Source organism: Thermomonas mangrovi, assembly GCF_028201335.1.
GTDB classification, from domain to species: Bacteria; Pseudomonadota; Gammaproteobacteria; order Xanthomonadales; family Xanthomonadaceae; genus Thermomonas; species Thermomonas mangrovi.
The window spans coordinates 335,451-352,832 of the sequence record NZ_JAPEVV010000001.1; the positions used below are offsets into that span (position 1 = coordinate 335,451).

Annotated in this window: 16 protein-coding genes, 2 tRNA genes and 1 pseudogene; 6 read left to right on the top strand and 13 right to left on the bottom strand. The window is 71.3% G+C overall.

Annotated features, from left to right (window positions below):
- Position 1: 1 nt before the first annotated feature.
- Positions 2–586: an FMN-dependent NADH-azoreductase gene (locus ON759_RS01670; RefSeq protein ID WP_271678615.1), complete on the bottom strand. Its 585-nt coding sequence runs from the start codon at positions 584–586 to the stop codon at positions 2–4.
- A gap of 112 nt (positions 587–698) precedes the next feature.
- On the opposite strand from ON759_RS01670, the pseudogene ON759_RS01675 reads away from it, so the two are divergent.
- The 3 genes and pseudogenes from ON759_RS01675 to ON759_RS01685 form a co-directional block, all read left to right on the top strand.
- Positions 699–1,616, top strand: a pseudogene (locus tag ON759_RS01675) (LysR family transcriptional regulator); the annotation flags it as partial.
- A 179-nt stretch (positions 1,617–1,795) separates the two neighbouring features.
- Positions 1,796–1,885 (top strand) — tRNA-Ser (locus ON759_RS01680).
- A gap of 99 nt (positions 1,886–1,984) precedes the next feature.
- Positions 1,985–2,638, top strand: a complete 654-nt coding sequence (locus ON759_RS01685; RefSeq protein ID WP_271678616.1) for a response regulator — start codon at positions 1,985–1,987, stop codon at positions 2,636–2,638.
- Positions 2,639–2,659: 21 nt separating this feature from the next.
- Here ON759_RS01685 and ON759_RS01690 read toward each other — a convergent pair whose 3' ends face one another.
- Positions 2,660–5,641 (bottom strand): ribonuclease E/G, encoded by a 2,982-nt coding sequence (locus ON759_RS01690; protein ID WP_271679006.1) that lies wholly within the window; start codon positions 5,639–5,641, stop codon positions 2,660–2,662.
- A 444-nt stretch (positions 5,642–6,085) separates the two neighbouring features.
- Here ON759_RS01690 and ON759_RS01695 point away from each other — a divergent pair, with 444 nt between their 5' ends.
- Positions 6,086–7,057, top strand: a complete 972-nt coding sequence (locus tag ON759_RS01695; RefSeq protein WP_271678617.1) for an RluA family pseudouridine synthase — start codon at positions 6,086–6,088, stop codon at positions 7,055–7,057.
- A gap of 6 nt (positions 7,058–7,063) precedes the next feature.
- Here ON759_RS01695 and ON759_RS01700 read toward each other — a convergent pair whose 3' ends face one another.
- Positions 7,064–7,405, bottom strand: a complete 342-nt coding sequence (locus tag ON759_RS01700) for a 4a-hydroxytetrahydrobiopterin dehydratase (RefSeq protein WP_271678618.1) — start codon at positions 7,403–7,405, stop codon at positions 7,064–7,066.
- Positions 7,406–7,488: 83 nt separating this feature from the next.
- On the opposite strand from ON759_RS01700, the gene ON759_RS01705 reads away from it, so the two are divergent.
- Both ON759_RS01705 and ON759_RS01710 read left to right on the top strand, forming a co-directional pair.
- Positions 7,489–8,082: an NfuA family Fe-S biogenesis protein gene (locus ON759_RS01705; RefSeq protein WP_271678619.1), complete on the top strand. Its 594-nt coding sequence runs from the start codon at positions 7,489–7,491 to the stop codon at positions 8,080–8,082.
- A gap of 15 nt (positions 8,083–8,097) precedes the next feature.
- On the top strand, positions 8,098–9,834 hold the full coding sequence (locus tag ON759_RS01710) for a hypothetical protein (RefSeq protein WP_271678620.1): 1,737 nt from the start codon (positions 8,098–8,100) through the stop codon (positions 9,832–9,834).
- Between the two features lie 41 nt (positions 9,835–9,875).
- Here the strand turns inward: ON759_RS01710 and ON759_RS01715 are convergent.
- The 10 genes from ON759_RS01715 to ON759_RS01755 form a co-directional block, all read right to left on the bottom strand.
- Positions 9,876–9,962 (bottom strand) — tRNA-Leu (locus ON759_RS01715).
- Positions 9,963–9,990: 28 nt separating this feature from the next.
- Positions 9,991–10,596: a cysteine dioxygenase family protein gene (locus ON759_RS01720; protein WP_271678621.1), complete on the bottom strand. Its 606-nt coding sequence runs from the start codon at positions 10,594–10,596 to the stop codon at positions 9,991–9,993.
- Between the two features lie 27 nt (positions 10,597–10,623).
- Positions 10,624–11,775, bottom strand: coding sequence for a homoserine O-acetyltransferase MetX (metX, locus tag ON759_RS01725; RefSeq protein ID WP_271678622.1), 1,152 nt, complete (start codon positions 11,773–11,775; stop codon positions 10,624–10,626).
- Positions 11,776–11,851: 76 nt separating this feature from the next.
- Entirely contained in the window at positions 11,852–12,865 is a 1,014-nt protein-coding gene (locus ON759_RS01730; protein WP_271678623.1) for a tetratricopeptide repeat protein, read from the bottom strand.
- Entirely contained in the window at positions 12,859–13,284 is a 426-nt protein-coding gene (locus ON759_RS01735; RefSeq protein ID WP_374382232.1) for a cytochrome c-type biogenesis protein, read from the bottom strand. The genes ON759_RS01730 and ON759_RS01735 overlap by 7 nt, the downstream gene beginning before the upstream one ends.
- A 32-nt stretch (positions 13,285–13,316) precedes the next feature.
- Complete coding sequence (locus ON759_RS01740; protein ID WP_425608422.1) at positions 13,317–13,862, bottom strand: DsbE family thiol:disulfide interchange protein; 546 nt, start codon at positions 13,860–13,862, stop codon at positions 13,317–13,319.
- On the bottom strand, positions 13,859–15,799 hold the full coding sequence (locus ON759_RS01745; RefSeq protein ID WP_271679009.1) for a heme lyase CcmF/NrfE family subunit: 1,941 nt from the start codon (positions 15,797–15,799) through the stop codon (positions 13,859–13,861). Before ON759_RS01745 ends, ON759_RS01740 begins: the two co-directional genes overlap by 4 nt.
- Positions 15,800–15,813: 14 nt before the next feature.
- Entirely contained in the window at positions 15,814–16,275 is a 462-nt protein-coding gene (gene ccmE, locus ON759_RS01750) for a cytochrome c maturation protein CcmE (RefSeq protein ID WP_271678624.1), read from the bottom strand.
- Positions 16,272–16,436, bottom strand: a complete 165-nt coding sequence (gene ccmD, locus ON759_RS13970; RefSeq protein ID WP_374382118.1) for a heme exporter protein CcmD — start codon at positions 16,434–16,436, stop codon at positions 16,272–16,274. Before ccmD ends, ccmE begins: the two co-directional genes overlap by 4 nt.
- The gene (locus tag ON759_RS01755; RefSeq protein WP_271678625.1) at positions 16,433–17,182 is read right to left on the bottom strand and encodes a heme ABC transporter permease; all 750 of its coding nucleotides are present in this window, start codon (positions 17,180–17,182) and stop codon (positions 16,433–16,435) included. Before ON759_RS01755 ends, ccmD begins: the two co-directional genes overlap by 4 nt.
- Between the last annotated feature and the right edge of the window lie 200 nt (positions 17,183–17,382).

Below are 17,382 nucleotides of genomic sequence, written 5' to 3' on the forward strand. Positions count from 1 at the left end.
CTCAGGCCGCGCGCGCGGGCAGGGCGTCGATCGCCGCCTGCGCGCTTTCCAGCGCCTGCGTGCGCTGCTCCGGCGAGACGTTCAGGGCCTCGGCGCTGACGAACTCGACCGCGTCGATGCCGAGGAAGCCGAACACCTGGCGCAGGTAGGGCTCGACGAAATTGCGCCCGCTCTCCACCGGATGCCGTCCGCCGTAGGTCGCGGCGACGATCACCCGCTTGCCGCGGACCAGGCCTTCCGGGCCGTTGGCGGTGTAGCGGAAGGTCGTGCCTGCCACCGCGATGCGGTCGATCCACGCCTTGAGCTGGCTGGGGATGCCGAAGTTGTACATCGGCGCGCCGATCACCACGACGTCGGCGGCGAGGAAGTCGGCGAGCGCGCGCGCCGAGCGCGCGGCCTCGGCAGGATCCGCCTTGGCCAGCGACGGGGCATCCAGATGCGGCAGCGCATGCAGGCCGGCGAGGTCGCGGTGGATCACCTCCAGGCCGGGGACATCGCGCTGCCAGCGCGCGACGATGGCGGCGGAGAGGGCGCGGCTGGCGGAGCGCTCGCCGAGGATGCTGGTGTCGAGGTGCAGGAGTTTCATGGGGTGTCCCGGAGGATGCGGCGATGCCGCGGCCGAGACAGGGTGGGGTGTTGCCATTTTGGAATAAACGTAGTCGAATATCACGAATCGTTCCAAACATGGAATTATCGACGTGAACGACCTGAATGACCTGTACTACTTCGCCGCAGTCGTCGACCACGGCGGGTTCGCGGCCGCGGAACGCGCGCTCGGCATCCCCAAGTCGCGCCTCAGCCGGCGGATCAGCGCGCTCGAGGACGAGCTCGGCGTGCGCCTGCTGCAACGCTCGACCCGGCGTTTCGCGGTCACCGACGTCGGCATGAGCGTGCACCGCCACACCCAGTCGATGCTCGCCGAGGCGCAGGCCGCGCGCGAAGTGGTGGAGCGCCTGAGCGCCGAGCCGCGCGGCGCGGTGCGGGTCAGCGTCCCGGTGTCGATGGCGCAGCAGCAGTTCCCGAAGCTGCTGCCCGAGTTCATGGCGCTGTACCCGAAGGTGCGAATCCAGCTGGTGGTCAGCAATCGCCGGATCGACGTGATCAACGAGGGCGTGGACGTGGCCCTCCGGGTGCGCAGCAAGCTGGACGACGATGGCAGCCTCGTGATGCGCAGCTTCGGCCAGATCCAGGAGTTGCTGGTCGCCAGCCCGGCCTACCTCGATCGTGCCGGGCGGCCGACGACGCCCGAACAGCTGGCCGAGCACGTGACCCTGAGCATCAGCGAGGACGAGGCGCGCCAGCGCTGGGAGCTGCACGGCCCCGATGGTGAAGTGCGGCGCATCGACCTGCAGCCCCGGGTGACCGGTTTCGACTTCCCGATGATGCAGGCGATGGCCCGCGACGGCATCGGCATCACCCTGCTGCCGGAAACCGTGTGCGCCGACGCAGTGCGTCGCGGCGAGCTGGAGGTGGTGCTGCCGCAATGGCGGCTCCCGCAGGGCATCGCGCATGCGGTGTTCGCCTCGCGCCGCGGCATGCTGCCGGCCGTGCGGGTGTTCATCGACTTCCTCGCGGAGAAGCTGCCGCCGTTGCTGGAGGCGGCACGCCTGCAATGCAGCGAGACCGGTTGCGACGGGACGGGCAAGAAGCCGAAGAAGGGCTGAGGTGGCGGAAGCGGTGAGATGGATTCGGGCCATCCATGGCCCTCACCCGCTCCGCGGGCAGCCTGCGGCTGTCCAAATCGGCATTCCTGCCGATTTGTCGAACTCCACGCCCATGCGACAATCCCCGGCACGGAAGCGTGGCCGAGTGGTTTAAGGCACCGGTCTTGAAAACCGGCGATGGGTTAAACCATCCGTGAGTTCGAATCTCACCGCTTCCGCCACATGTGTAGGACTTTTCCTACCCGACGATGTGGAATTCCCGCGTTGGCGGCCGCCCGCGGCGGGCGTAGCGTTCCCCCATCGAGCAGAGGGGAGCTGCCATGAGCATCAAGGTTTTCCTGGTCGACGACCATGCGCTGGTGCGCACCGGGTTCCGCATGATCCTGGGGCGCGAGGTGGACATCGAGGTGGTGGGCGAGGCCGAGACCGGCGAGGACGCCCTGCAGCAGATCCGCCGGCTCAAGCCCGACGTGGTGCTGTGCGACCTCAACCTGCCGGGGATCAGCGGGTTGGAGGTGATCGAGCGGGTCGCCCGCGCCGACTTCGGCACCCGGGTGATCGCGGTCACCGTGCTGGAGGACGGGCCGATGCCCAAGCGCGCGCTGGAAGCGGGCGCATCGGGATACGTCGGCAAGGCCTGCGAGGCGACCGAACTCCTGCGTGCGGTGCGCGATGTCGCCCGTGGCAAGAAATACCTGGCCAGCGCGATCGCACAGGGACTGGCGTTGTCGACCTTGCGTGGCGATGCCGCATCGCCGTTCGATGCGCTGACCCCGCGCGAGCTCGAGGTCGCGCTGCTGCTGAACCAGGGCATGCGCCAGGAGGCGATCGCGCGCCGGCTCAGCCTGTCGGCGAAGACGGTGAACACCCACAAGTCGCGGCTGTTCGAGAAACTCGGCATCCGCGACAGCATCGCGCTGGCGCGGATGGTCGGGCACTACGGCCTGGCCGACCCCGCGCGCGCCGTCGGCTGACGGCGCGCTGGCCACGCGACGTCAGGCGTTGCGTGGCGCCTGGTCGTCGCCTGCCTCGTCGCCGGCGGACGGCGCAGGCGGGGCGGCGTTGGTCGTGGTCGCGACGTCGGGCTCGCTCTCGCGCGCCTGGTCGAACAGGCTGCGCAGGCGTTCCGCGCGGTCGACCTCGGTGGCGGGCGCCGCAGACGCCTCCACCGCAGCCGCAGTCGCGGGGACGTCTTCGACATCGACGACCGTCTCGCCCACCGCTTCGACCGGCGCTGACGGAGCGGCCGCCTCGTCCGAGATCACGGCAACGGCGGGAGCTTCGGGCTCGCTGGTCGGCGCCTGCGTGGCCTCGACCATCGGGGTCGCAGCCTCGACGGCGACGACGACCTGTTCCGCTGCCTCCGGCGCGCTGGCCGACGCTTCCTGGATCAGGTCGGGTTGGTCGACGGCCACTGCAGTGTGAGCCTGGGGCATCGCTGCGTCCGCGGCGGGCGCCTGCACCTCGTCGATGATCGGGTCTGCGCTCTCGATCGCGTCTGCCGGCGGAATGGCGGCCAGGGTCGGCGTGATCGCCTCGGCCGCGACCGGTGCGGCGGGTGCGATGTCGTCGAAATCGAACTCGGGCTGCGAACCATCCGCTGCCAGCGGTGCATCATCGCCGGCCTCCTGGCCGTCGATCGCCTCGCCCGCGAGCGCACCACCCTCGGCACCCCCGCGACGACGACGGCGGCCACCACGACGCCCGCGACGGCGCTTGCTGCCGCCGTCACCCTGTGCATCGTCGCCGGCCAGCTCGTCGCCATCGGCCGTGGCGTCGACCTGGACCGCGGGCTCGCGGACCGGAGGAGCATCGGCAGCCGCGACCGGCGCGCCGGCCTCGAGCGTGGCCACCGCGAGGGCGGCCGTCGCCTGCAACTCGTCCGGCTTCTCCACCTTTTCCGGCTGCGGCTTGTCCTGCCGCGGCTTCTGCGCCTGCGCTTGCTGGGCCTGTTTTTGCGGCTTGTCCTGCGGGGCTGCGCGCTCCTGCTGCGGCTTGTCCTGGCGCGGTTGCTGCTGTTGCTGCGGCTTGTCGCCGCGGGGCTGCTTCTGCTGGCGATTGTCCTGCGCCTGCTTCTGCTGGCCGTCGCCGCCCTTGCCGCGCTGTTCGCCCTGCGGATTGCGGCGCTGCTCGTCGCGACGGCCGCGGTTGTCGCGATCGTTGCGGTCGTTGCGCCGCCCGCCACGCTCATCGCGGCGGCCATCGCCGTCCTTGCGCGTCGGTTGCGGGGCCGGCGCGGGTGCGGCCGGGGCCCCCGCGAACAGGCCGCGCAGCCAGCCGATCACGCCACCAGCCGCGGGGGCCGGCTGCGGCGCGGGGACCTGGGCCGCCGGCTGCGGCGCAGGGGCCTCGACCGGCATCGGCTTGGGTTCGCGCAGCGGCGCGGGCTGGGCCGGCTTGACCTTGGTCACCGCCGGCGCCGGCGGGATGTTGAGCTGGGCCTTGGTCAGCGAGATCGTCGCCAGCTTGCGCGGCGTGCCGCGCTGGTAGCTGGGCTTGCTGGTCTCCTCGCCGAGCTCGTTCTCGCGGATGCGGGTCACTTCATAGTGCGGGGTGTGCAGCTGCTCGTCGGCGACGATCACGATCGGCGCGTCGTGCCGCTGCTCGATCTCGCGCAACGCACTGCGCTTCTCGTTGAGCAGGAAGTTGGCGATCTCGACCGGCGCCTGCACCAGCACCTGGCCGGTGTTGTCCTTCATCGCATGCTCCTCGGCGACGCGGATGATCGACAGCGACAGCGACTCGACGCTGCGCATGCGGCCATGGCCTTCGCAGGTCGGGCAGACGATCTGGCTGGCCTCGCCGAGCGACGGGCGCAGGCGCTGGCGGCTCATCTCGAGCAGGCCGAAGCGCGAGATGCGGCCCAGCTGCACGCGCGCGCGGTCGTACTTGAGCGCGTTCTGCAGGCGGTTCTCGACTTCGCGCTGGTGCTTGTTCGACGACATGTCGATGAAGTCGATCACCACCAGGCCGCCGAGGTCGCGCAGGCGCAGCTGGCGGGCCACTTCCTCCGCCGCCTCGAGGTTGGTGTTGAACGCGGTCTCCTCGATGTCGCCGCCCTTGGTGGCGCGCGCCGAGTTCACGTCGACTGCGGTCAGCGCCTCGGTCTGGTCGATCACCAGCGCGCCGCCGGACGGCAGGCGGATGGTGCGCTCGTAGGCGTTCTCGATCTGCGACTCGATCTGGAAGCGGTTGAACAGCGGGGTGTCGTCGGTGTAGTGCTTCAGCTTGCGCTTGTTGTGCGGCATCACCTGCTCGACGAACTCCAGCGCCTCGGCATACATCTCCGGCGTGTCGACGAGGATCTCGCCGATGTCGCTGCGCATGTAGTCGCGCAGTGCACGCACGATCAGGCGCGACTCCTGGTAGATCAGGAACGGAGCCGGCTTGCTCAGCGCGGCCTCGGCGATCGCGCGCCAGATGCTGAGCAGGTAGTCGAGGTCCCACTGCAGCTCTTCGGCGTCCCGGCCGACGCCGGCGGTGCGGATGATCACGCCCATGTCGTCGGGGATGCTCAGCGCGTCCATCGCCTTCTTCAGCTCGGCGCGGTCGTCGCCCTCGATCCGGCGCGAGACGCCGCCGGCGGTGGGCGAGTTGGGCATCAGCACCATGTAGCGGCCGGCCAGCGAGATGAACGTGGTCAGGGCGGCGCCCTTGTTGCCGCGCTCTTCCTTGTCGACCTGGACCACCACTTCCTGGCCTTCGCGGAGCAGTTCGCGGATCGTGCCCTTGTTCGGGTCGACGCCGGCCTGGAAGTAGTCGCGGGAGATCTCCTTCATCGGCAGGAAGCCGTGGCGTTCGGCGCCGTATTCGACGAAGGCGGCCTCGAGCGAGGGCTCCAGGCGGGTGATGCGGCCCTTGTAGATGTTGGACTTCTTGTTGTCCTTGGCCGGCTGTTCGATGTCGACGTCGTACAAGGTCTGGCCGTCGACGATGGCCACGCGCAGTTCTTCCGCCTGCGTGGCATTGATAAGCATTCGCTTCATTGTTGCGTTCCTCGCGCGCTACCGCGCGCATGGGCGATGGGTCGCCGCTGCGCGCATTGCGCGGAACGCCTGGGGCGTTTCGCCTCTGGATACCGCAGGCGCCGCAGCCGCGCATCGCGCGCCGCGTCGCCCCGAGTGTTCCAGCGCTACGACACCACGGCGGGCCGCGGGAGCGCTCTTCCATTGTGTTGTTGCGGGCCGGCGACGCATCCGGTGCCTGGGCACCCGGGGCATCGCACGGGACATGTTCAGCGTCCACCGGACCTGGGGTCCGGCGATGCGCGGGCCTGCCGCGCAGCCGTTAACATGTCCGCCCCGGGGGCGGTGGCCACGACACTGCAGCGGGATCGCGCGGAAGACAGGCTTTCGGCCGATCGACTTCCCAGCGAAATCAAACCCTTACATCGCCCGCCGAGTGTACCAGATCACATCCCCATGAGACAGCCGGACACATCGGCGCCGGCGACCGGCGCGCGCACCGTCACCGTCCCCGCGGACCGGGCCGGCCAGCGCCTCGACAATTTCCTGCTGGGGCAGCTCAAGGGCGCGCCGCGCTCGCTGGTCTACAAGCTGGTGCGCAGCGGGCAGGTCCGGGTGAACGGGGGGCGGGCCAAGGCCGAGCGCAAGCTGGATGCCGGCGATGAAGTCAGGATCCCGCCCGTTCGGCTGCAGATGCCGGACGAAGACGGCAAATCGCCGCCACCAAAGGGGCTGCTGTCGGCGCTGGACGCGGCCATCGTGTTCGAGGACGCGCGGCTGCTGGCGATCAGCAAGCCGTCGGGGATGGCGAGCCACGGGGGCAGTGGGGTGTCCTTCGGGGTGATCGAAACCCTGCGTGCGCTGCGCCCGAACGAGTCCTTCGAGCTGGTCCACCGGCTGGACCGCGACACCTCCGGGTTGATGGTCATCGCCAAGAAGCGCGCGGCGCTGGTGGAATTGCAGGCGCTGCTGCGCGAGGACCACGGGGCCGGCATCGAGAAGCGCTACCTGGCCCTGCTAGCCGGGCGCATGCCGGACGGGGTCATGTCGGTCGACGCGCCCCTGCACGTCGGCCTGCGCCAGGGCGGCGAGCGGCACGTGCAGGTCAACCCCGCCGGCAAGCCCTCGCTCAGCCATTTCCGCGTGTTGGAACGGCGCGGCGGCCAGAGCTACTGCGAGGTCCGCATCGAGACCGGCCGCACCCACCAGATCCGCGTGCATGCGCAGCACATCGGGCACCCGGTGGCCGGCGACGACAAGTATGGCGATGCCGCGGCGAACAAGCGCCTGCGCGAACAGGTCGGGTTGAAGCGGCTGTTCCTGCACGCCTCGACCCTCGACTTCGCGCTGGAGGGCGGCAAGGCCCCGTACTCGCTCAGCGCGCCGCTCGCGCCGGAACTGCTGGACGTGCTGGATCGGCTGGGCTGAGCCGGCTCAGGCGGCCAGCGCGTCGGTCTTCGCCGCGCAGATGAAGTCGTTCTCGCTGAGGCCGCCGACGTCGTGCGTCGACCAGCGCACCTCGCAGCGGTCGTAGTGCACCGACAGGTCGGGATGGTGGTCCTCGCGGTTGGCGACGTGCGCGAGCGCGTTGACGAAGGCGATCGTCCGGTAGTAATCGGCGAACCGGAAGGTCTTGGCCAGCGCATGCCCGCCCTCCACCAGCGACCAGCCCGGCAGCTGCGGCATCAACTCGCGGATGCTGGCCTCGGTGAGGCGGTGCTCCTGGCCGCGGCGCGGGGCGCAACGGGCGTGGGCGAGCGGGACGAGGTCGGTCATGGCGGGGCTCGACGGCTGAACGGGGAGGGGCGGGCCGCGCATCGCGCCGGACCGGCGCCTGCGGCTATGCCTAGAATAGCGGCATGATCGAGATCACCGAAGCCGCGCAATCGCATTTCCGCAAGCTGATCGAACGCGAGGGCCTGCCGGGCCTGGGCGTGCGCCTGTCCGCGCGCGACCCAGGCACGCCGCGCGCCGACGTGCGCCTGGAGTTCGCCGAACCCGCCGACCTGGGCGGCGACGAATGGGCGGTCGATTGCGAGGGCTTCACCCTGTGGCTGGACGCGCCCAGCGTGCCCTTCCTGGAAGGCGCCCGCATCGATTACCAGACGCTGCAGACCGGCGGGCAACTGCAGATCCGCGCGCCGCGGATCAAGGGCACGACCCCGGATGCCGAGGCATCGCTGGTCGAGCGCGTGCGCTGGACGCTGGAACACGAGGTCAATCCGCAGCTCGCCCAGCACCGCGGCCACGTGAGCCTGCAGGAAGTCACCGCCGAGGGCGTGGTCGTGCTGCGCTTCGGCGGCGGCTGCCATGGCTGCGGCATGGCCAATGTCACCCTCAAGGAAGGCATCGAGAAGACGCTGCTGGAGAAGGTGGCCGGGGTCACCGCGGTCCGCGACGCCACTGATCACGCCAGCGGCGACGCCCCCTACCTGCCGCGCGACGCGGCCTGATTCCGGGGCCGGTGCGTGACGACAGCCGCTGACGTCATCGCCGCGCTCAACCAGCGGCGCCAGCGCAAGAGCCTGCGACCCGAGGTGCCCGGGCAGTTGCCGCCGGGCTGGCAGGGCTGGCTCGACGCGCAGCCCCGCATCGACGGCCATGCCGCCGGTGCGCCCGCACCCGCGCTGGTCGACGCACTGGCGCAGCGTCCCTTGCGTGCCATTCCCCGCAGCCCGGCGATGCTCGGCCGCTGGGCTGCCTTGGGCAGCCTGCTGCGGCAGGAATGGACGCCCGACCTGCGCGAGGAACGGCGGCTGAGGATCGGCGTGTCGGTGGCCGACATCGTGCTCCACACCGTGTTGGTCGGGCTGTTGCTGTGGCTGATGTACCTGCGATTCATGGCGTTGTCCCAGGTGCCGGAAGAGGACGAGGCGGTCCAGGTCGAATTCATCGGTCGCGGCAACGTGGCCGAAGGCGGGGGCGCGCTGGCCACCGCCGGTGCGCCCTCGGCCGAAGCCTCCGCGGCGCCGGCCCGTCGTGCACCGACGCCCACGCCGACCAGCGGGCGCCCCGACGCCGCCGCGATCGACGCGGTGGCGACCCCGCCGCCGGCGCAGGTGGTCGCCGACACCCCGGTCCCGCCGCGCGTGCGCGAGATCGCCCCGCCGGTCGCGGCGGAGGCCGTGCAGCCCTTGCAGGTCACCGAGGTGCCGACGCCGCAACCCGAGGCCACGTTCCGCCTGCCGCCGCCGCGCGAGCGCACGGTGACGCTGCCGCAGGCGGTGTTGCGCGAGGTCCGCCCGACCCAGCAGGTGGAGGACATCCCGACCGCGCCCGTGCAGCAGGTCCGCACGTTGCAGGCACGCGAGGCGCAGGCGCAGGTGCGGGTCCCGGAATTACAGGCGCAACCGACCGCGCTGGACGTCCCGCAGGCCCAACGCATGCGCGAGATCGCGGCGCGCGCGACGCCGGACGTGGCCAGTCGCCAGGCGCAGGTGCGGGTGCCGGAATTCCGCGGCGAGCTGCGCGACATCCCGATGCCGCCCGGGGGCTCGCCCACGCCGGCGGCGCAAGCCGGCACCGGCAGTGCGCCTGCTGCCGCCGCGCGCGCGGATGGCGCCGGCGGCGCACGCGGGAATGCGCCGGTCGCGGGCCAGTCGACTTCGGGCAGTGGTGCGGGCGAGCGTCCGGGCACCCAAGGTGGCCGTGGCGTCGCCGCCACCGGCACGGGCGCGGGGCCGGCCCTGAAGCCCGCGCCGGGCGGCTGGCCGGGCGCCGCCAAGAGCGACGACTGGGGCGCGTCGAACCGCAACGTGGCCGGGACCGGCAACGGCGATGGTCGCCAGGGCGACGGCCTGTTCAACAAGGACGGCAGTGTCCGATTGCCGGACGAATGGAGCCAGCAGACCGGCATCGACGTCGACCGTGCGGGCACGTGGCTGAAGCGCCCGGGGCTGGAATACCGCGGGACCCGTTTCGACCAGTACTGGGTTCCGCAGGGAACGCTGCTGCAGGAATGGGTCCGGCGCGGGCTGAAGAAGGTCGCGATCCCGATCCCCGGGACGCGCACGCGCCTGGAGTGCGTGGTGTCGCTGCTGCAATTGGGCGCCGGCTGCTATCCGGTCAATCCGGACGTCAACGAGCAACCGGCCACGGCGCGCCCGCCGCCGCCGGTCCCGTTCAAGCCCGGCCTGCAGGAAGACAACGGCAGCTTGCCGCCGCCCCCGCCGACGCCCGCCGTGCCGCCGGCCGCGGGTGGCTGAAGGCCAGGCACGAAAAAGCCGCGCGATGCGCGGCTCGTCGTTGGTGCCGGAAGTGGGACTCGAACCCACACGCTTTTAAGGGCGGCGGATTTTGAGTCCGCTGCGTCTACCGATTCCGCCATTCCGGCGCGGGCGCGCAGTATAGCCGACGCCGGCTCAGGCCACCGCGTCCAGGCTGAGCTGCTTGCGGATCAGCAGGTGGCTGCCGTCGGACTGTTCGACGTAGATGCCGCAGCAGGTCATGTCGTGTTCGTAGATGTGCAGCGACACCGCGACATCGTCGATGCCGGCGTTGCGGATCACGTGGTGGTCTGCAGGCGGGAACACGCAGGCGGTCTCGCCGAGGCCGGCCAGGATCGGGGCCTGCGGTTCGAAGCGCCAGCGGTCGCCGGCGCGGGACGCCACGCGGTGCGGGATGACCTCGATGTGCCCGTGGCAGACGCCTTCCACGCCCCACATGCCGTCGTGGTCGTGGATCGGCGTGCCCTGGCCTGCGCCCCAGGTCATCGCGATGACCACGTAGCCATGGGTCGGGCTGCGGTAGAGCAGGCGGCGCGCGTAGTGGTCGCCGACCGGCTCCAGCACCACCGCCGGCAACTGCAGCGTGCGCGAGCGGATCAGCGCCTCAAGAGACTGCGCCAGCGCGTGGCCGATGGCCTCGTGGCCGTCGTGCGCCACCGCCGCGTCGATCGCGTCGATCAGGGCCTGGCGGCCCGGGAAGTCGGAAAGGGCGTGCTCGAGGCGGGGACAGGTCGTGGCCATGGTCCCCGAGTCTACTACCGCTTTTGGTTATGGCGTCATTCCATCCGGGAATGATCCAGCGCTTGAGAGGAACACGCGCAGGGCCGGGCCGAACCGTTCGGCATCGACCAGGAACGCGTCATGGCCCTGCGGCGACGGCATCGGCTGGAACTCCACCGCGCAGCCCGCCGCGCGCAGGCCTTCGGCGATCTCCTCCTGCTGCTCGATCGGGAACAGGATGTCGGTGTTCACCCCGATCACCAGTGCCCGCGACAGTCCGCGGATCGCGGCGAGGCCACGATGGGTGTCGCCGGCATGGCCGCAGCTCTCGCCGATGTCGAACCAGTCCATCGAGCGGCTGAGGTAGAGGTAGCAGTTCGGGTCGTAGCGGCGGACGAAGCGGCGCGCGTGGCCCTCAAGGTAACTCTCGACCTCGAATTCGAGGCCGAAGGGGTCGTCGTCGTCGCGGCGGTCGGAGTCCAGGCGCACGCGGCCGAAGCGCCCATGCCATTCCAGCGCCGAGCGATAGGTGATCACGCCGAGCTTGCGCGCGATGCGCATGCCGGACTCGGGGTAGTGGGCGTCGTCGTACTGGCCGTTGTCCCAGGCCGGATCGAGGCGGATCGCCTCGCGCTGCAGCGAGCGCACCGCGATCGAGAACGGCAATGCGCGGGCGGCGCCGCAGATGTTGACGTGGTCGCGCGCGATGCCCGGGTGTCGCGCCAGCAACGACAGGCCGGTCATCCCGCCCATTGAGTTGCCGACCACGCAGGCGAGGCGCTCGATGCCGAGCCCGCGCACGGTCGCCGCGGCGGCATCGGCGATGTCCTCGATCGACAGGTCGGGGAAGTCGAGCCGGTACGGCTGCCCGGTGGCGGGGTCCGGCGAGGCCGCGCCGGTGCTGCCCTTGCAACTGCCCAGCGGGTTCACGCAGACCACGAACCAGCGTTCGGTGTCGATCGGTTTGCCGGGTCCGATCATCCATTCCCACCACCCCGGCGCGGGGTTGTCGGCGTTCGACGCCGCATGCGCGTCGGGCGACAGGCCGGTGAGCACCAGGATCGCGTTGTCGCGCGCCGCCGAGAGCGCGCCCCAGGTCTCGTAGGCGACGCGTGCGCCGAGCAGCGTGCCACCGCGCTTGAACGGGAACGGCGAGGGTAGTGCGAACCAGCGCGTGCCGGGCGGGATGAATTCGGTCATCCGCCCAGTGTAGCGGGGCCTTGCATGCGCGCCGCGATGACCGCATGGCATGCGCACATGCCGCGCAGTGCTCGACTCAGGGCGCGCCGATCCGCAGGGTCACCGGATCCTTCGCCGGCAGCACGACGCGTACCGGCGCCGATTCGACATCGCCGTCCTGCTTCATCGCATTGCCGCTGGCCGACAGTCGCGCCACCAGCTCGACCTCGCGCAGCTGCGACAGCTTCAGCGTGGGCATCGGGCTGTCGGCGTCGTCCAGCGTGGCGGTGAACGGCAAGTCGGCGACGCCATGGCGTTCGACCGCCACCGGCATCGGCGGGCCGCCAGGCTGGCGCGCGATCACGAATACCTGCGCATTGCCATCCAGGCGCACGCGCGCGGCGAAGCCCGGGTCGAGCGCGACCTTGACCTGCAATGCGCCGGTGTCCGCGGTGGCGGCGGGCGCGGATGGCGCCAGCGGTGCGAGCCCGGCTGCGGCGCGGGCGGCATTGACTTCGCTGCGCAGGGTGTCGGCGGTGCCGCCCTGCAGCGCGCCGAGCAGGGGTTCCCATGTGGCGGCCGCGGCGGCATTGTCGCCGGCCTGGCGCTGCGCGACGCCGAGGAACCAGCGTGCGCGCTGGTGCTCTGGGCTGGCCTTCAGCGCGGCCTGCAGCATCGCCACCGCCTCGGCGTCGAAGCGGCGATCCGGCGCGGCGAGGGCACGCGACTGCGCGGCCTCGGAGAGCGCGTCGGGATCGGCCGGCGCGAGGCGCGCCGCGCGTGCGTAGGCATCGCGCGACTTGGCGAGCTCACCCTGGCGCTGGTAGGCCATGCCCAGCAGCATCCAGCCTTCTTTTTGGCCGGGATCGCGCGCCAGCGATCGCTCGAGCTGGGCGATCGCTTCGCCGATGGTCTCCGGCGCGCGGAGCGCGGCGGGATCGAGCGCGTCGGGCGTGCCGACGATGCGGTAGAGCAAGCCGGTGGACACCAGCACCAGGGCGCCGATGGCGAGGGCGACGCCGCGCGCCTCGCGCCAGAGCGGACGCAGCAGTACCGCGAGCACGGCGAATGCCAGCGCCAGCGCGACCGCGAGGAAGCCGATGTTCACCATTCCTGCTCCTCGTCGGGCGCCACCACGCGATCGGCGGGCTTGCGCCGGCGCACGACCACGGCCACCGCGCCGGCACCCGCCAGCAGGAGCAGGGCGGGGCCAGCCCATAGCAGCCAGGTGCGGCCTTCCATGCGCGGCTTGTACAGCACGAATTCGCCGTAACGCGCGACCAGGAAATCCTTGATCTCGGCGTCGCTGCGGCCCTGGCGCATCAGCGCCAGCACTTCGCGGCGCAGGTTCAGCGCGATCAGCGCATTGGAATCGGCCAGCGACTGGTTCTGGCACATCACGCAGCGCAACTCGGCGGCCAGCGCGTGGAAGCGCGCCTCCTCCGCCGGGTCGCTGAAGCGCAGCGGCGCGGCATCGGCCTGCTGGTTGGCCTGTGCATGTACCTCCGTCGCCGCGCCCAGCGCGAGCACGGCGGACAGGAGGCCGGCGGCCAGCCGCGCGCTCACGGCACGCCCCGCATCCCGCGCAGCAGCGGTTCCAGTTCGTCGGCGATCACCCCGTCGTCGAGCGGGCCCACGTGCTTCCAGCGGATGATCCCGTCGGCATCGACCAAAAAGGTTTCCGGCGCGCCGTAGATGCCCCAGTCGATCGCCGCGCGGCCCTCGACGTCGCTGAGCACGACCCAGTACGGGTTGCCGAACTGCGCCAGCCAGCGCAGGGCGTCGGCGGGTTCGTCCTTCCAGTTGTAGCCGACCACGCGCACGCGCCGGGTCTCGGCGAAGCGGGTCAGCACCGGGTGCTCGACCCGGCATTCCACGCACCAGCTGCCCCAGACGTTGAGCAGGAACGGCTGCCCGCGCAGGTCCTGCAAGCGCACGGTGCGCGAGGGTTCGTGCAACACCGGCAACGCGAACGCGGGAGCCGGCTTGCCGATCAGCGGCGACGGCAGGGCGTCGCGATCCGGCTTGCGGCTCATCCACACGCCGGCGGCGAGCAGCACGGCGAGCGCGGCGAACATCGCCAGCGGCAGCCAGCGCGAGGTCTTCATGCGGCCTCCGGGCGAGGCGCGCGCGGAGGCTGGCGGAACCGGCGGTCGGTCGCGGTGACCAGGCCGCCCAGCGCCATCAGCAGGGCGCCGGCCCAGATCCAGCGCACGAACGGCTTGACGTGGACGCGCAACGCCCAGGCATCGTCGCCGAGCGGCTCGCCGAGCGCGACGTAGAGGTCGCGGGTGACGCCGGGCAGCAGCCCGACTTCGGTCATCACCTGGCCGCCCGCGGCGTAACGACGTTTCTCGGGATGCAGGGTCGCGACCTTGTCGCGGCAGCCGGCGAGCACGTCCACGGTGGCGCGGTCGCTGGTGTAGTTGGGGCCTTCATGGTGCTCGATGCCGCGCAGCACGAAGCAGTCGCCGCCGATCGCCACCTGGCCGCCCGGCTTGACCGCGGTCTCGCGTTGCTGGTTCAGGCCCTCGACCAGCAGGGCGCCGACCAGGAACACCGCGATGCCGAAGTGGGCCAGGCTCATGCCCAGCATCTCGCGGGTCAGCCGCGCGCCGGGCTGCGTCCATCGCGTCACCAGGAAGCGCAGGGTGCCGAAGCCGACCCACGCGGCGCCGAGCACGCCGGCGGCGGTCTTCCAGCCACCCTGCGGGGCCAGCACGAAGGCGGCGATCCCGGCCACCACCGCCAGCAGTGCCCACGGCGCCAGCATGCGCAGGGGCGTGCCGATGTCCTCGCGCTGCCAGCGGGTCAACGGCCCGAACGGCACCAGCGCCACCAGCGGTGCCATCAGCAGCAGGAACATCATCGCGAAGTAGGGCGGGCCGACCGAGATCTTGCCGAGGTCGAGGGCGTCGGCCAGCATCGGGTAGAGGGTGCCGAGCAGCACCATCGCGCAGGCGGTCGCCAGCAGCAGGTTGTTGACCAACAGCAGGGTCTCGCGCGAGGCCGCGGCGAACGGCTTCGCGTTGGCATCGGCATCCGGTGCGCGCAGCGCGTAGAGCAGCAGTGAACCGCCGATCACGATGCCGAGGAAGACCAGCACGAACAGGCCGCGGGTGGGGTCGGCGGCGAACGCGTGCACCGAGGTCAGCACCCCGGAACGCACCAGGAAGGTGCCCAGCAGCGACAGTGAGAACGCGGCGATGGCCAGCAGCAGGGTCCAGCCGCCGAAGCTGCCGCGTTTTTCGGTCACCGCCTGCGAATGCAGCAGGGCCGCGCCGGCCAGCCACGGCATGAAGCTCGCATTCTCCACAGGGTCCCAGAACCACCAGCCGCCCCAGCCGAGTTCGTAGTACGCCCACCAGCTGCCCAGGGCGATGCCGATGGTCAGGAACGCCCAGGCCACGTTGGTCCAGGGCCGCGTCCAGCGCAGCCATTGCGCGTCGATGCGGCCCTCCAGCAATGCGGCGATCGCGAACGCGAACGGCACCGCGAAGCCGACGTAGCCGGCGTACAGCATCGGCGGATGCACGATCAGGCCCGGGTCCTGCAGCAGCGGGTTGAGGTCGCGCCCTTCCGCGGCCGCCGGCAGCAGGCGCTCGAACGGGTTGCTGGTGAAGATGAGGAACGCGAGGAAGCCGACCGCGACCACGCCCATCACCCCCAGCACGCGGGCGACCACCGGCAGCGGCAGGGCTCGCGAGAACGCCGCCACCGCCGCGGTCCACAGCGCCAACACCAGCGCCCACAGCAGCAGCGAGCCTTCGTGCGCGCCCCAGACCGCGGTGTAGCGATACACCATCGGCAGCAGCGAATTGCTGTTCTCGGCGACGTAGCGCAGCGAGAAGTCGCCCGCCGCGAACGCGCGGCTGAGGATGGCGAAGGCGAGGCCGACCAGCGCCAGCTGCAGGTAGGCCGCGGGCCGCGCGACCGCCATCAGCGGGGCCAGCCCGCGCTGCGCCCCCAGCAACGGCAGGAACGCCTGCACCAGCGCGACCAGCAGGGCCAGCGCCAGCGCGACCTGGCCGAGTTCGGGAAGCAGTCCTGCGAGCGGCATCAGGGTGCGGCCGCCGCGGCGTCGGGGACGTCGTGCTTCTTGTGCGCGACGCCCATCTTGTCGGCGACTTCCTTCGGCATGTAGGTCTCGTCGTGCTTGGCCAGCACTTCCTCGGCGACGAACACGCCATCCTGCATGCGCCCGGTGGCGACCACGGCCTGCTTCTCGCGGAACAGGTCGGGGAGGATGCCGGTGTACACGACGGGCAGGGTGGCGTCGCCGTCGTCGACCGCGAAATGCGCCTCCATCGAGCCGGGTGCGCGCTTGAACGATCCACCCGCGACCATCCCGCCGAGGCGGAAGCGCGCGTGTTCGCCGGCATCGCCGCGCAGCACTTCGCTCGGCGTGTAGAGGTAGGCGACGTTGCGCTGCAGGGCCATCGCGACCAGGGCGGTGGCGAGCCCGGCGGCGAGCACGATGGCCAGCAGGATCCAGAGGCGGCGCTTGCGGGTCGGGTTCATCGTTCGAGGTCCTTCGGGGCGCCGCGCGCGGCGAGGCGGGCGGCGCGCTGGCGCACCGCGCGCAGGGCGGCGCGCAGCTGCAGTTTGGGGGCCAGCCAGTCCCAGAGCAGGAAGGCGGCGAACACCGCGTAAGCGGCGACCACGTAATCGCGGTAGCTCATCGCGACTCCCCGGCGAGGCGCGCGACCCAGTCCTTGCCGGCCTCGCGCCGCAGGTTGTCGGCCCGGGCGCGGGCGAGCAGGGCGCCGACGAACCAGACGTGGGTGCCGACCACCATCCACCACAGCGGCGGCAGCATGCTCGGGTCCATGCTGGACTCGCCGAACATGCGGATGGTCTGGCCCTGGTGCAGCGAGTTCCACCACACCACCGACCAGCGGATCACCGGCAGCAGGGCGACCCCGACGATCGCCAGCAGGCCCGCCGCGCGGGCGGCGTTGCGGCTGTCGTCGATCGCGGCGTACAGCCCCATCACGCCGAGGTAGAGGAACAGCAGGATCAATTCGGTGGTCAGGCGCGGGTCCCAGTCCCACCAGGTGCCCCACATCGGCTTGCCCCAGATCGAACCGGTCGCCAGGGTCACCACGGTGAAACCCGCGCCGATCGGGGCGCAGGCCATCGCCAGGATCTCGCACAGCTTGATCCGCCAGACCAGGGCGATGGCGGCGTACAGCGCCATCAGCGCGAACACGGCCATGCTCATCCACGCCGCCGGCACGTGGATGTAGAGGATGCGGAAACTGTCGCCCTGCTGGTAGTCGGCCGGCACCTGGAACAACGCGCCGTACAAGCCCGCCAGCATCGCCAGCAGGCCGAGCCCGTACCCCCACGGCGCCCAGCGGGCCGCGAAGCGGTCGAAGTACGGCGGGGAACCGAGTTGGTGGAACCAGCGGATCAGGGGCGACATCGGGGCCTGCTGCGGGGCGGCACGCCTGCGGCCGCGGGAGAACGTGCGAAGGATACCAGTCCACGCCCCGGGGTATGCCGACCGGCCGGGTCGCGGACGGTCTGGTACCGTCCCCCCGCGACCCGCCCGGATGCCGGCATCGACTGCCATGGCGGCCGACGGGACGATTCTCGGCCAGGGCGGGCGACGGGCGCCTTGAT

Bases quoted from the DNA above. Each gene is read 5' to 3' on its own strand.
- ON759_RS01670 (WP_271678615.1), bottom strand. From the start codon at position 586: ATGAAACTCCTGCACCTCGACACCAGCATCCTCGGCGAGCGCTCCGCC.
- ON759_RS01685 (WP_271678616.1), top strand. From the start codon at position 1,985: ATGAGCATCAAGGTTTTCCTGGTCGACGACCATGCGCTGGTGCGCACC.
- ON759_RS01690 (WP_271679006.1), bottom strand. From the start codon at position 5,641: ATGCTTATCAATGCCACGCAGGCGGAAGAACTGCGCGTGGCCATCGTC.
- ON759_RS01695 (WP_271678617.1), top strand. From the start codon at position 6,086: ATGAGACAGCCGGACACATCGGCGCCGGCGACCGGCGCGCGCACCGTC.
- ON759_RS01700 (WP_271678618.1), bottom strand. From the start codon at position 7,405: ATGACCGACCTCGTCCCGCTCGCCCACGCCCGTTGCGCCCCGCGCCGC.
- ON759_RS01705 (WP_271678619.1), top strand. From the start codon at position 7,489: ATGATCGAGATCACCGAAGCCGCGCAATCGCATTTCCGCAAGCTGATC.
- ON759_RS01720 (WP_271678621.1), bottom strand. From the start codon at position 10,596: ATGGCCACGACCTGTCCCCGCCTCGAGCACGCCCTTTCCGACTTCCCG.
- metX (WP_271678622.1), bottom strand. From the start codon at position 11,775: ATGACCGAATTCATCCCGCCCGGCACGCGCTGGTTCGCACTACCCTCG.
- ON759_RS01730 (WP_271678623.1), bottom strand. From the start codon at position 12,865: ATGGTGAACATCGGCTTCCTCGCGGTCGCGCTGGCGCTGGCATTCGCC.
- ON759_RS01740 (WP_425608422.1), bottom strand. From the start codon at position 13,862: ATGAAGACCTCGCGCTGGCTGCCGCTGGCGATGTTCGCCGCGCTCGCC.
- ccmE (WP_271678624.1), bottom strand. From the start codon at position 16,275: ATGAACCCGACCCGCAAGCGCCGCCTCTGGATCCTGCTGGCCATCGTG.
- ccmD (WP_374382118.1), bottom strand. From the start codon at position 16,436: ATGAGCTACCGCGATTACGTGGTCGCCGCTTACGCGGTGTTCGCCGCC.
- ON759_RS01755 (WP_271678625.1), bottom strand. From the start codon at position 17,182: ATGTCGCCCCTGATCCGCTGGTTCCACCAACTCGGTTCCCCGCCGTAC.